Source organism: Bartonella sp. MR30HLJHH (assembly GCF_042194195.1).
Classification (GTDB): Bacteria; Pseudomonadota; Alphaproteobacteria; order Rhizobiales; family Rhizobiaceae; genus Bartonella; species Bartonella grahamii.
The window spans coordinates 1-14042 of record NZ_JBHIMO010000014.1 but is presented as its reverse complement, the minus strand read 5'-3'; the positions used below and the strand labels follow the sequence as shown (position 1 = coordinate 14042).

The following is a 14042-nucleotide window of genomic DNA, read 5'->3' as shown; positions in this document are numbered from 1 at the left end:
CTGTTAATGACATGAGCGTTATAATAAGTAATGAATATTTTATTCATGTTTATTGACGAAAGCAAAGTGGTTTTTAGAGGGGGGATGTTATTGCATTGTTATATTTTACTTTGGTTGTATGATAGTTGGTTTATTTGTGTGTAGGTCGATTGCCCAATACTTAGTCTAGGCAATAAAAATAAAATGCAGCGATGAAAAATTGAAGTTAAATGACTCAAGCGGCTTGTGTTGGGGGGTATTATCTGATAGTTTTCTTCTATTAAAGAGTGATCTTGCTGCGTGTGCGCTCCAATTTTTGGGAAGATGATTAAGCTCAGGTAGGCTTGTATCCACTACATTGTTTAGGTGAATCTCTGTATATTTCTGCTGGAAATGAGAGTTTTGTTGCAGTATGTTGTTTTCTGTTCTATTTTTATAGTGGTAAAGCAATGATGCATACTAAAGTTTAGAAGGGTTTATATTCGTTATGTCTTTGGGGGGTGGTCTAGTAAATTTTGTTTTTATCAATGGAGAAGTACATTTTAGTGTGTATTCTTTTATTGCAAGCTTCATTTTTCAAAAGACAAAGCTTGGAAGGGGTAATTCTTCTCATTGTTCCTTTATTTTTGTTAATGTGTTTGTTTTTTTTGTAAAAACGTAAAGCTTTTGATACTTTGGTTTCAAAAGATTAAGCAGATTTTTGTGGAGGATAGAGTTTTAGAAAAGATCTTTTCTTATGCCTTTTTGCTGTTTTAGTGCAGTTTTGATCATGTAGTAAAGATGCGCCGCATCTTGAAATTGAGTGTTTGAGGAGAATAACGATTTTTAAAGTTTGCATATTTTATTTTAAATACCGCCTAAAGGTATAGAATGGTGAATTCATAAATTTTTGCGCAATGATTTTTTTAAAAGCTTACCATTTTTGGGCTACAAGGTTTATCGTTTTGATGATTGATGGGGATGGTATACGGCATTATCATATGCAAAGAAAGGTTATGATAGAATATGATACTGGTTAGCAAAACATATTGCATGTTCACTATGGTTTGATTGAGATGTAAGTCAATGAATTTATAAAGTAGATGACTCTGTATAGGCGATTAGAATGTATTTGTTCAATGTGTATAATTATAAATTTGCCATGTTATTTCAGCGTCATTAATTAATAAAAAATAAATAAAGGGAAACATTTATGAACTTGAAGAAAAAAATATTGAAAAGTAGCAGCTCTTTTGTTGCTGCTTTTATAGCACTGGGGGTAGTTGTACAACAGGTTTCAGCAAAAACACCGGCTAATACTCTTGTGATGGCTTGGAATCTTGATGCAATCAGTACGTTTGATCCTGCCCAAAGCAATGATGTTTATGCAAGTGAAATTATTGGAAATGTTTGTGATAATTTGGTCAGTACAGCGACAGATGATTCAACGAAAATAGTTCCGTCTTTAGCAACGCATTGGGATGTTTCAGGTGATGATCACAGTACGGTGATTACCTTTCATTTGCGCGATGGTTTAAAGTTTAACGATGGTAGATCAGCCAATGCCAATGATCTTGTTTGGGGTATGAAGCGGATTGTCAAATTGCAGATGGCTAATGCAGCAATTTTTAATGAATATGGAATTACAGAACAAAATGTTGATGAAGCTTTGCAAGCTCTTGATGAGAAAACAGTGGTGATGAAATTTGATAAGCCTTATCCAGCAGAGCTCATTCTGAATAATGTTGTTGCGAGTCGTGCAACAGCTTTGCTTGATCGTAAGACGATCATGAAACACGAAAAAAATGGTGATTTGGGAAATCAGTATTTGAAAACTCATGCTGCCTGCGTTGGTCCTTATCAGTTAAAAAGTTGGCGTCCTGGAGAAGCGATTTTATTGCGTGCAAGCTCTCATTATTGGGGGCAAGTACCTAAACTAAAGCAGATTTTAATTCGCCATGTTGCGGAGCCAGGAACACAGCGCTTGTTATTGCAAAAACATGATATTGATGTTGCTCGTAATTTGACACCTGAAGACCTTGCAGATTTGCAAAAAACAACAGATGTTAAAGTTGAAAAAGTGTTGGTGCCAACCATGATGTATTGGGGATTCAATACGACGAATCCGATTTTTGCTAAGGAAAAAGTGCGCTTGGCGATGCGTTATCTTATAGATTATGAAGGTCTTGGCAAGAAGCTTCTCAAGGGGATTGGTATTCCACGGGCAAGTTTTATTCCTCTCGGCAATTTTGGGGCTTTGGATGAAAAAGAAGGACAACCCTTTAAGCTTGATATTCAAAAAGCCAAGCATCTTTTAGCAGAGGCCGGTTATCCGAACGGATTTGAGGCAAATTTTCTCGTATCGAACACTCCTTATACGTTATTACTTGCTCAGTCACTCCAAGATAGTGCTGCGCAGGCAGGGGTGCGTCTTAAAATTGAACGTGTAGCAGGTACACAGTTGTTTTCAAAAGTGAATGCACGGGCTTTTGATACGGCTTTTGTCGGATGGAATAATGATTCTGCGGATCCTCATACAATGGCTTCACGTCTTGTTTATAATCCAGATAATCGGTTTGAGGCTAGAAACACTGCCTATCCTAGTTGGAAGCATGGATATTTTGATGCCCAGATGAATCAAAAAGTTGAAGATGCGTTGTTTCAAAAAGATCCGCAAAAACGGGCGCAAATATATGCTAATTTACAACGTGAACTTATGCAAAAAGGACCTTATGCGTTTATTTACCAGCAATATAGCGTTATAGCGATGACACCGGATATCAAAAAATGGGTTTGGAATAGTGCACCGCGTATTTTTTATAGTGCAATTGAAAAATAAGAGTGTCTTTTCGTGTTGTCAAAGGTAAAAATAGCTTGATCATAATTGCATGATGAAAATATTCTTTCACATAAAAGTCCTTCAGTTTTTTAAAGGATGAAACAGTGAGGGATGTTTGTGCTGTATGTGATGGAGGTTGTTTATTAAGGAGGGAGGAATATAGAAAGTTATATTGGAGAGGATCTTTGTTTGTAGCTACAGATTCTCTGTATTCCGAATATAGATTGACGTATGAGAGAATTATTTTATAGATGCTTAGTTTGATTAAATGAAATTGATGTTTGGTACTATGCTGTTTAAAAGATGAAAGAACAAAATCACAACGGCTATGTGTGAAAAGGTATAAAAATATAATGGGAAAAAAATGTTGAAAAAAATTTCTATTTTATTAGGCATAACAGCTTTTTTAAATGGGGCTATAGCATCAGCATTTAGTGCTTCATCTAAAGATATATTGGTGATGGCATGGAATATTGATTCAATGAGTAGTTTTGACCCAGCGCAAACTGTTGAAGTTGTGACGAGTGAATTATTGACGAATATTTGTAGCGCGTTAGTGCAATATGATGAGCATGATCCTGCAAAAATTCGCCCTGCTATGGCAAAATCTTGGGATGTTTTAGATAATGGCAAAAGAATAGTTTTTCATCTTCGTGATGATTTAAAGTTTAATGATGGAAGAACAGCAACGGCGCAAGATTTGGTATGGTCGATGCGACGGATTATTAAATTAGGATTGAGCTATGCCCAATCTTTAATGGATTATGGGTTTACTAAAAACAATGTTGAAACAAATATTCTGGCTCTTGATGATAAAACTTTGCAATTAAAATTAGATAAAGCCTATCCTATTCAGCTCATATTGACTGTTATTGGACAATCTTATGCTTCTGCTTTGCTTGATCGGAAAACAATTGAAGCCAAGAGTGTTGATGGGGATATGGGGAATAAATATTTAGCGACACATTCGGCTTGTGTTGGACCTTATAAATTGGTGAGCTGGTCTCCAGGAGATAAAGTTGTATTAGAGGCTACACAGCATTATTGGGGCGATGTGCCTAAAATTAAGAAGATTGTTGTGCAGCACGTAGCAGATTCATCAAGTCAAAGACTTCTTTTGGAAAAAGGTGATGTGGATATAGCGCGTGATCTTTCTTCAGAGGATATTTTAGATCTTGAAAAAAAGGGAGGCCCAGTCAAAATTAGTCGTGTTTTGCGCCCCCAGATTATTTATCTATCATTAAATAATAAGAATGCAATTTTTGCAAACGAAAAGGTCAGATTGGCACTTCGTTATTTAGTTGATTATGAAGGTCTAGGAAAAACTGTTTTGAAGGGGATTGCTATTCCGCGGGCAACTTATATGTCCTTGGGTGTTCCTGGTGCTTTGGATGAAAAAGAAGGTCTGCCTTTTAAGTTGGATTTGAAAAAAGCAAAACAGTTGATTACTGAGGCTGGTTATCCGAATGGTTTTAAAGCTAATCTTTTAGTTGGAAGCCTTAGTTATATGTCGTCTGTTGCACAGTCTATTCAAGCCAATGCACGTAAAGTTGGTGTTGAGTTGACAATTGAAAAAATGGCACAAAATCAATTGTTGAGCCGTGTACGTGGTGGAAATTATGATACTGCTATTATGGGGTGGGGGAGTGCCGATCCTGATGGACATCCTGCTTCATTAAATCACGTGTTTAATCCTGATCCAACATTTACAAAAAAGCACAATATGTATTTGGCTTGGCGCGCTGGGTATTATGATGAAAATATCAATAAAATGGTGATGGATGCTTTGTTTGAGAAAGACCCCAATAAGCGTATCATGCAATATCGTACTTTACAGCATTATGTGCTAGAGCATGGTCCTATGGTTTATTTATTTCAGACATATTATACCGTTGGTATGGGACCTGATGTCAAAAAATGGATTTGGAACAGTTATAGACTTTATTACAATGAAGCAGAAAAATAAAAAGAAGCATGTTATAGAGAAGGATTGTAGAACATGCTTAATAAGAGGTTGTTTCGTTATATAAAAAAAGGTATTTGCTTTATGTTTTGTCGCTACAGAGGGGATTGTTATAATGGTTTTGCCACTTTCAGAGACTGAAAGAGCTGTATCAGAAAAGCAGAAAAGATTATTTTTATGGGATTTTTTATGCAAAGGATTGAAACTTCTTATTTCAGTTTTTATCACATTGCTTGGATTGGTGACGATCACTTTTTTTCTTGGTCATCTTCTTCCTCTAGATCCAGTTCTGTCTATTCTTGGTGATAATATCAGTCAGGAAGCTTATGATGCAATGTATTATAAGCTGGGTCTTGATAAGCCGTTGATTGTTCAATATTGGAAGTATCTTCATAATGTATTTTTCTTTGACTTTGGAGATGCTTTAACTTCTGGGCGTCCTGTTCTATCTGATATTATGCGTGTATTTCCTGCAACATTAGAGCTTGCAACCGTTGCGATTGTTATTGGCACAAGTCTTGGAATTCCGTTTGGTGTTTTTGCAGCAATGTATCGCGATTCATTTATTGATTATGTTGTTCGTGTTTTTACACTTGTAAGTTATTCTACTCCAACGTTTTGGCTCGGGTTAATGGCTTTGTTAATATTTTACGCCAAGCTTGGCTGGGTTGGTGGTCCAGGACGTATTGATTTTCTTTATGAATATTCTTTCGAAGCAAAAACAGGATTTTTCCTTTGGGATACTGCAAGCCAAGGACAATGGGAGGCTTTTGGTAATGTTTTTAGTCACATTATTATGCCTGCTTTGATCTTAGCTTTCGGTGCTATGGCTTATATTAGCCGTATGACTCGTGGGTTTATGATTGAGCAGCTTAATCAGGAATATATCATTACTGCACGTGTAAAGGGTTTATCGTGGGCGCGAACGGTATGGGGACATGCCTTTAAGAATGCTGCTGTTCAGGTTATTACCGTTGTTGCGCTTTCTTATGCTTTTTTATTAGAAGGGGCTGTTTTAACGGAGACAGTTTTTGCTTGGCCTGGTTTTGGACATTACTTGACAAATGCTCTTTTAGCCGGAGATATGAATGCAGTTGTAGGGTGTACTTTACTTGTAGGATTTATCTTTGTCGCCATTAATTTATTTTCTGATTTGCTTTATCGCATTTTTGATCCAAGGACACGTTGAATATGACAGTAAGTAATCATCATAAATCGCAATCATCATCTTTTTTTGGCGGTTGGTTAAACGACCCTGTTCCAAGCTCCATAATTCAAGCGAACATACAAAGAATTTATCACGCACTGGTTAAGTTTTTTCATAACTTTTCGGCTGTATTCGGTCTGCTTATTATTTGTATTATTATCATATGTGCATTTTTTGCTCCTTGGATTGCTACGCATGATTTTCTTAGCAATGATCTAGGGCATCGGTTGCAGCCACCCTCTATGGCGCATTATTTTGGAACAGATGAATTAGGACGTGACATTTTTAGTCGCCTTGTTTTTGGTTCCCGTATTACTCTTTATGTTGTTTTTCTTACAACAGTTATTGTAGGTCCAATAGGGCTTATTGTTGGAACTGTATCTGGTTATATGGGCGGATGGGTTGATACTGTGCTCATGCGCATTGTCGATATTTTTCTTGCTTTTCCAGGTTTGATTTTAGCTCTTGCATTTTCAGCCGCATTGGGACCAGGGATTGAAAATGCTTCTATTGCAATTTCAATTGCAGCATGGCCCCCAATCGCACGTTTAGCACGTGCTGAGACTTTGACAATACGTTCTTCTGATTATGTTTCTGTCGTTCGCTTGCAAGGGGCTTCTGCTTGGCGAATTATTTTGTTTCACGTTGCGCCCATGTGTATTCCTTCAGTGATTGTACGATTAACTTTAGATATGTCGGGAATTATTTTAACGGCTGCTGGTCTTGGTTTTTTAGGGTTGGGAGCTCAACTTCCAAGTCCTGAATGGGGTGCGATGCTTTCTTCAGGTCGGGAATTTATGATGACAAATTGGTGGTTGGCGGCAATACCAGGCTGTGCAATATTATTTGCAAGTCTTGCTTTCAACCTTTTAGGTGATGGTCTTCGTGATGTATTGGATCCACGCAATGGGTAATAAATTATTAGAAGTAGAAGATTTACGTATTTCTTTTCCTACAACGCGCGGTATTTCAGAAGTTGTGCGTGGCGTTAGTTTTTCTGTTGGAAAAGAAAAAATTGGAATTGTTGGTGAATCCGGATCTGGAAAATCGATGACTGGGCGCGCAATACTAAGGTTAAGTCCAAGAGCAGCCATTGTTAAAGCTAAAAAAATGCGCTTTGAGGATGTTGATTTATTGACCGCAAGTGAACCTCAGATGCGAAAAATCCGCGGGAAGCGTATTTCAATGATTTTACAGGACCCAAAATATTCACTTAATCCATTAATACGGATTGGTGAGCAGATTATGGAGGCTTACCGTATTCATTACCGCGTTTCAAAAGTTGAAGCGCAGGAACGGACTATATCTATGTTAGAATCTGTTCATATTCGTGATCCTGAACATGTGATGCGCCTATTTCCTCATGAAATATCAGGGGGAATGGGGCAGCGTGTGATGATTGCAATGATGCTCATTCCAAAACCTGATTTAATTATTGCCGATGAGCCAACATCTGCACTTGATATTACGGTCAGACGACAAGTTTTATCTGTATTAGATGAACTTGTGACAAAATCTGGAACGGGACTTATTTTCATTAGTCATGATTTGAATATGATTGCTGATTTTTGTGATCGTATTTTGGTGATGTATGCAGGCCGTGTGTTAGAAGAGTTGCCTGCTTCTGATTTGTCTCACGCTTGTCATCCTTATACGAAGGCATTGCTCGCGAGTTTGCCACGGCTTGATAATCCTGTTGATGTTTTGGCTGTTCCTGAGCGTGATCCTGATTGGTTATATAATCCTACGATTGTTAATGGTGTTGAGGAGGTTCCTCATGACAAATTGTGAGAATATTATTGATGTTTCTAATTTATCTGTAACTTTTGGTCATAGGCATAAGGCAGTAACAGTTGTTAAAAATGTTAATTTTCATATTAAGCGTGGTGAAGCTTATGGTTTGATTGGTGAATCCGGATGTGGAAAATCAACAATTTTGAATACATTGGTGGGGCTTATTCCAGATTATAGTGGAAAGTTCCTTTTTGCTGGGCAAGAAGTCGAAAAGAAAAGAAGTAAGGATTTTTTACGCTGTATTCAAATGGTTTTTCAAGATCCTTATGCTTCACTTCATCCAAGAAAAATGGTCCATACGGTTCTTTCTGAATCTCTTAAAATCCATGGGATGGATAATCAAAAGGAGCGGGTGGAGGATGCTTTAGATTCCGTTGGTTTAGATTCTTCATTTCTTTATCGTTATCCTCATGAGCTGTCTGGGGGGCAGCGTCAGCGTATTGCTCTTGCACGTGCTTTAATTATTGAGCCAGAGGTTTTGTTGCTTGATGAGCCAACATCTGCATTGGATGTGTCGGTACAGGCTGAAATTTTAAACTTGTTGAAATCGTTGCGCGTGAGAAAAAAGCTTACTTATTTGATGGTATCCCATGATCTTGCTGTTGTTGCACATATTTGTGAACGTGTTGGAATTATGCATAAAGGGATTATTCTTGAAGAGCTTAGCAATGATGAATTACGTAATTTACATGCGCAACACGATTATACAAAGGCGTTTTTTGAAGCAAGTATAGAGCCTATTGTCCATAGAGAGCAAAGAGTATGATCGATTTTTCAAAAGAGAAAATACATTTTTCTGTTTTAGGTTTCGAGAAGTATTTAGTATCTTTGTTGTAATAGAGAGTTTTTGTATTTTTTATAGTGTGAAATCTTATCGATATAATTTATTGAGAGAAATTTTAGCTCTCATATTTTTCACTTTATTAGGCGCACAACGTTATGAGTCATCTGCATGACTCATAACGCGCATTATGTATTTTTTGTATAGTTTGTTGATTATAAATGTATGTTTAGAAGTTTTCATTGTAGATGAGCATTAAGCTTGTAAAAAATAATAGGTGATTAATAATGCTAAGTTTTATTCTTTGCAAAAGAAGAAGCTGTTATGAAAATTTTTCAATGGTACATGAAAATGATTCAACTATTTTTGTTGTTTTTTATTCTTAAAAAGAGGTTCTTTGAAAGAAAAACAGATTTTATGAATAAAAAAAAGGCAGCATATTATGTTGCCATTTTTGATAAAGTATATAGAGATAACAATACGTCTGTTGTTACAGTCTTGTCTTGAAACTAATAGCGTATTCTACCTGAAAAATTTGCTTCGGATATACCAGTTTTTTTTTAAGCTGTTGCTAATAGCTGATTTCAATTTTGCGGTTTTGTCAATGATGGCATCGATGATATCTTCTTTTAGGATTTCATAGGGTAAAAGAGTACCAAGATAAAAACCACTGTCACGGCTGTATACCGCCATAGGCGGTGAGTGAAGTGACCATTTATTCAATATGCTCTTACTTGCTGTCTTGCATATTCTTTGGAGTGAAAGAGAGTTGTCCATAGGTTCCTATAAGACCAAAATGTATTGTAGGTATTTTTTGTCCTAGCGCGACAAAGTTAACAGCTCCTTGTAGAGCCAGCATAGCGAAGATTAGCACTGCTATAACCATATTTACTAGGAGCACTACTTATCAAAAAATAAGGTTCCTGTTTTTCTATAGGCGTATAAGAAGAAGCCATTCCGTTTGCCTTATTCTTTCCCTAAGACAGATATTCACATATTGGCTAACAGTTGCACTTTGCTTAGCCATATCGGTCAATCCAGCATACAAGAGAGCACTGTGGGCATGATCAAAGAGTTTGTATTTATGGCACGGTGTTTTTTACTTTTGAGTCGCTATCAAGCAGTACTGGTTGTAAGCGAAAATCCCAAAAATTTTTATTTTCTCCTAAAAGGTTTTGTTCAGTATTTGTTTTACTCTGGTTTGATTTTGGTCCATAAGCTTTCAGTATATATTTATAAGGTGAACCACTTATTGTGATATAGCCCTTTGCAAGTTTGAAAGAGTTTTGATTTACTTTTCCAGAAACTTGAATGAGTGAATGACCACGTACACTGGTAAGAGCAGAAGTGTCTGCTTTAATATTGTTCTTTTCTAAATGTCCAGTGATATAAATCAGTGTAGTCCCTGAAACATCACCGTGAATCAGAAGATGGTCAGCTTTTTGTTTGTTTACGGCAGCGCTATCACTCCATTCGACATTGAAATGAATTTCTGCTTTTCCTGTAGCATTGTAGACTTTTTTAGTATTTGGTCTGCCAGATCCTATGTGCAACGTGTGATAATGATCTTCTGTTGGCTCTTCAAAAACAATAGAGCTGTCATTGATGTTAAGGACAGAAATATCAGAACGTACTCTTTGAGCAATATCAAGCAGTTGTTCGTTCTGGCTTTTTTTATTTGTGCTTGTTTTCAATGTCCATTTCGTATTGTTTTGCAAATCAAAGATTGTTTTGAATTTTTTTTCGGTGCTCACTTTGCCGTCTAAGATGGAGTGATCGGCGTTTAGTGTAAAAGTAAAATCATTTTTTTTCGTTGAAGCTTCGGTTACTAATAAAACATTGGCACGGATTTCTGAATTTTTGAGATTGACTTTACCAATTGATTCATTTGCATTAATTCCAGTACCATTTTTAATGTGAAGTTTTGTATTGGTTAAATTGATTTCTGATGCTTTATTGTTCTTAGATTTTTCAAATGCGATACCTCTATCTTCTGCTGTGGCAGAAACATCTGTCACATCAATATGTCCATTATTATTTACAACAAATGCACTATTTTCGGCAATCACTGTTCCTCCGATCATTTTAATCATCCCGCCATTTTCTGAAGAAAGTCCGATCTCAGCATTTTTAATCGTTGTATGGCCATATAATTCAACTAAACTACCAACATCCTGGCTTTCCGCACCGGATCCGTTGCTATCTGCTGTTATTAGAGTAACATTAGTGGCTTTAATACGTCCACCATTTTCGGCAGATAATGCAGTAGTTTTACCTTGCACTGTTCCTCCCATTACAGTAACGACAGATTTTGAGTCTTTTGCATAGAGTCCAGCGTCGTCAGATGATGTAATTTGAGTATTGTCAGTTAAAGTAATGGTACTGCCGTTTATGGCAGATATTGCTGCACCTTCTGCGTTAAATGATCCTCCAGAAACTGTTATTTGAGAACCATTATCTGAAATTATGCTATTGATTGCTTGCGGAACGGTTACATTTTCTAAAGTAATGGCACTTCTTCTTGCAATTATTGCGTTGATCAGTAGTGCATTGTCCTTACTATTTAATATCGTTACATCTTTCAGTTTGTTATTGCTCTTATTTTTTAACAAATGAACGCCAGATTCGGAAGCAGTAATTGTTCCTCCGATCATTTTGATTGTACTATCGTTTTGCGCATCAATTCCGATTTTAACGTCACTGATCGTTGTATTTCCAAGCAATTCAATCACACTGTTAGAGCCAGAGGAAGCTGCACCAGCAGCTACACCACTGCCATTATTAGTTGCTTTTAAAGCAACATTTGTAACCGTAATATGGCCACCTATATCTGCTTCTAAGGCTGTATATTTTCCTGTCACACTTCCTGTTGTCATTATAATCGTGGATTTTGAGTCTTGTGCATAGAGTCCTGCTTCATCATATGACGTAATTTGAGCATTGTCCGTTAAGGTGATGCTGCTGCCGTTTTGAGCACATATTGTTGCATAGCCTGAATCAAAAGATCCTCCAGAGATTGTTATGTTAGAACGATTATTTGCAATTACGCTGTTGCCTGTTTGAGTCACTTTTACATTTTTTAAAGTGAGTCTACTTTCTTTCTCTAGACGTATTCCGTTGCCTGAATTTTTATCTTTACCGGTTGATATTATTACATTTTCTAGTTTATTTTCGGTGCTCTTACTGTTCACGAAGCCAACACCAGTTGCAGAAGCCGTAATGGTTCCCCCTATCATTTTAATTACGCCATCATTACTTGCCAAAAGCCCGACAGTAGCATTCTTAATCGTTGTATTTCCATATAATTCAATCATACTATTATTGCTATCAACTCCTGCACCTCCCCCATTGCCATTTGTTGTTGTTAGAGAAACATCTGTGACCTTAATATGCCCACCGTTTTCTGCATTTAATGCTAATTCTCCGGTTACTGTTCCCCCCGTCATTGTGATGGTAGAATGTAAACCATTTGTATAGAGTCCTTTGCTGTTCGATGATGATGATGTAACTTGCACATTGCCTTTTTTACTACTAGTTAAAGTAATGTTACTACCGTTTCCAGCGTATACTCCTACGGTTTTCCCCTCAAATGATCCTCCAGAAACCGTTACTTTAGAATGATTATTCGCAGCTATACCGCTTTTTGCCTGCGTAACTGTTACATTTTCTAAAGTGACTTTACTTTCCTTGTCGGCACCTATTCCTGTGATTTTAGGATCTTTATCGTTACTGCTCGATATTTTCACATTTTCTAGCTTGTTTTTATCGCTCTTACTATTGTAGAAACCAGCACCGGTTTCAGAAGCTGTAATGGTCCCTCCGATCATTTTTATCATTCCACTGTTTTGTGCATGAAGCCCGACTACAGCATTCTTAATTGTTGTATTCCCATGCAATTCAATCATGCTGTTCGGACCGCCGGCGACAACTGTTCCGATTTTATCATTCGTCGCTGTTAACGCAACATCCGTGACCTTGATATGTCCACCGTTTTCTGCAACCAACGCCATTTTTTCTGTGATTACGCTTCCTCCCGTCATTTCGATTGTGGTTTCTGAATCTGTTGCATGAAGTCCAGTGCCATGAGATGATGTAGCTTGAACATTGTTGGTTAGAGTTACGCGACTGCCATTGTAAGCAGATATTGCTGCCTTTGTGGCATCAAATGATCCTCCCAATATCGTGATTTCAGATTTATTATTTGCAGTAACGCTATTCATTGCCTTAGTCACTTTTACATTTTCTAAAGTGACTTGACTGCCGTTGTACGCAAATACACCACCGGATAGTGGTGCTTTACCTTTTCCACTTGATATTATTATATCTTTTAGCTTGTTTTCAGCGTTCTTACTGTTCAAGAACTTAGCGCCAGTGTTGGAAACTGTAATAGTTCCCCCAGTCATTTTTAGTGTAGCACCATCTTTTGCTACAAGACCGGAGAAAATGCTAGAATCAGTTCCTTTAATGGTTGTACCATCCAGTAATTCAATCGCAGTGTTAGAACCTTCAGCTGTTATAGCGTGCGTATTTGTGCTTATATTGGTGTTTGTTTTTTTGTTTCCGATTATCGTCAAATGCTTGCCGATAATTTGGCCGCCTTTTTTTGCGTGAATAATTTCATAGGTTTCGTTGGAAACTTCTTTTTTACTTTCTGAAATTTCAAGATTTTTAGCTTGTGCATTAAGATGGATAGCAGACAGTACAACTGCCACAATTGCTGTGCAGGATAGAAAAAATTTTTTAGGCATTAGTCCACTCCTTTTAAAGCCCCCAACATTCATTTTTCCGCCGACTTCATAAAAAGAAGTGAAAATAGATGGTCTTCAATAAAATAACTGATTCAGCCTATTTTGTTTATTCTTACCTGTCAAATTAAAGTATATAATTTATATTAAATTTAAATGTATTATTAAATAATAATTATTTTTTGCTTATTATTTAATAATTAAATATTTGTTATAAATATAAATGAATATTCAGCAACAATATTTGAAGTGAATTTTAGCTTATGTAGATTTTTGTTGAAGGCGCATAATATCGGTTACAATTTTTTCCGCATTAAAGAAAAAGGGGAGGGCAAGCGCAGTTGAGAGCAATAAGCAAAAATGAAAAAAGTTTCCTCATTTTGGATTTAAAACGCGTTTTCTGTTTAAGATAAAGAATACTGCTTGATGTGTTTTTACAAAGCGTAGCATTCTTCTTGAATGTATCGCATAAATTTGTTGAGGATTCTTGTTATGTTTATTGTATCTGATTGAATAAGTTTCGTAGAAGAATATTCTGCGCTGTATTTTTCACATGAAGAGAAGAGAGGTCCTTGAAAAGAGAAAGACGGCTTTAATATACAAAAAAAGCAGCATATTGTGCTGCCTTTTTTGATAAAATTTACAGAATAGCAATACGCTTCTTGTTACAGCTTTGCTTTAAAACTGATAGCGTATTCCACCTGAAAAGTTTGCACCACTTATACCAGTTTTCTGAAGCCTTTGTTGATAGCTTA

Annotated in this window: 8 protein-coding genes; 6 read left to right on the top strand and 2 right to left on the bottom strand. The window is 36.7% G+C overall.

What is annotated here, in order from left to right; translation table 11 throughout:
* Positions 1-1171 precede the first annotated feature (1171 nt).
* The 6 genes from ACFIKR_RS07410 to ACFIKR_RS07385 all read left to right on the top strand — a co-directional run bounded on the left by ACFIKR_RS07410 (position 1172) and on the right by ACFIKR_RS07385 (position 8527).
* The gene (locus ACFIKR_RS07410; protein WP_375659409.1) at positions 1172-2797 is read left to right on the top strand and encodes an ABC transporter substrate-binding protein; all 1626 of its coding nucleotides are present in this window, start codon (positions 1172-1174) and stop codon (positions 2795-2797) included.
* A gap of 364 nt (positions 2798-3161) precedes the next feature.
* Positions 3162-4763 (top strand): ABC transporter substrate-binding protein, encoded by a 1602-nt coding sequence (locus ACFIKR_RS07405; protein ID WP_375659408.1) that lies wholly within the window; start codon positions 3162-3164, stop codon positions 4761-4763.
* A 112-nt stretch (positions 4764-4875) separates the two neighbouring features.
* On the top strand, positions 4876-5949 hold the full coding sequence (locus ACFIKR_RS07400) for an ABC transporter permease (protein WP_375659407.1): 1074 nt from the start codon (positions 4876-4878) through the stop codon (positions 5947-5949).
* Between the two features lie 2 nt (positions 5950-5951).
* The gene (locus ACFIKR_RS07395; RefSeq protein ID WP_375653873.1) at positions 5952-6881 is read left to right on the top strand and encodes an ABC transporter permease; all 930 of its coding nucleotides are present in this window, start codon (positions 5952-5954) and stop codon (positions 6879-6881) included.
* On the top strand, positions 6874-7758 hold the full coding sequence (locus ACFIKR_RS07390; RefSeq protein ID WP_375620438.1) for an ABC transporter ATP-binding protein: 885 nt from the start codon (positions 6874-6876) through the stop codon (positions 7756-7758). The genes ACFIKR_RS07395 and ACFIKR_RS07390 overlap by 8 nt, the downstream gene beginning before the upstream one ends.
* A complete protein-coding gene (locus tag ACFIKR_RS07385) occupies positions 7745-8527 on the top strand; it encodes an ABC transporter ATP-binding protein (protein WP_375659406.1) in 783 nt (260 codons plus the stop codon). Before ACFIKR_RS07390 ends, ACFIKR_RS07385 begins: the two co-directional genes overlap by 14 nt.
* Positions 8528-9375: 848 nt before the next feature.
* On the opposite strand, the gene ACFIKR_RS07380 is transcribed toward ACFIKR_RS07385, so the two are convergent.
* Together ACFIKR_RS07380 and ACFIKR_RS07375 are read right to left on the bottom strand one after the other, a co-directional pair.
* Complete coding sequence (locus ACFIKR_RS07380) at positions 9376-9498, bottom strand: hypothetical protein (protein WP_375659405.1); 123 nt, start codon at positions 9496-9498, stop codon at positions 9376-9378.
* A gap of 126 nt (positions 9499-9624) precedes the next feature.
* The gene (locus tag ACFIKR_RS07375; RefSeq protein WP_375659404.1) at positions 9625-13290 is read right to left on the bottom strand and encodes a right-handed parallel beta-helix repeat-containing protein; all 3666 of its coding nucleotides are present in this window, start codon (positions 13288-13290) and stop codon (positions 9625-9627) included.
* Positions 13291-14042: the final 752 nt, after the last annotated feature.

Bases quoted from the DNA above. Each gene is read 5' to 3' on its own strand.
- ACFIKR_RS07400 (WP_375659407.1), top strand. From the start codon at position 4,876: ATGGTTTTGCCACTTTCAGAGACTGAAAGAGCTGTATCAGAAAAGCAG.
- ACFIKR_RS07380 (WP_375659405.1), bottom strand. From the start codon at position 9,498: ATGGCTTCTTCTTATACGCCTATAGAAAAACAGGAACCTTATTTTTTG.
- ACFIKR_RS07395 (WP_375653873.1), top strand. From the start codon at position 5,952: ATGACAGTAAGTAATCATCATAAATCGCAATCATCATCTTTTTTTGGC.
- ACFIKR_RS07405 (WP_375659408.1), top strand. From the start codon at position 3,162: ATGTTGAAAAAAATTTCTATTTTATTAGGCATAACAGCTTTTTTAAAT.
- ACFIKR_RS07375 (WP_375659404.1), bottom strand. From the start codon at position 13,290: ATGCCTAAAAAATTTTTTCTATCCTGCACAGCAATTGTGGCAGTTGTA.
- ACFIKR_RS07385 (WP_375659406.1), top strand. From the start codon at position 7,745: ATGACAAATTGTGAGAATATTATTGATGTTTCTAATTTATCTGTAACT.
- ACFIKR_RS07410 (WP_375659409.1), top strand. From the start codon at position 1,172: ATGAACTTGAAGAAAAAAATATTGAAAAGTAGCAGCTCTTTTGTTGCT.
- ACFIKR_RS07390 (WP_375620438.1), top strand. From the start codon at position 6,874: ATGGGTAATAAATTATTAGAAGTAGAAGATTTACGTATTTCTTTTCCT.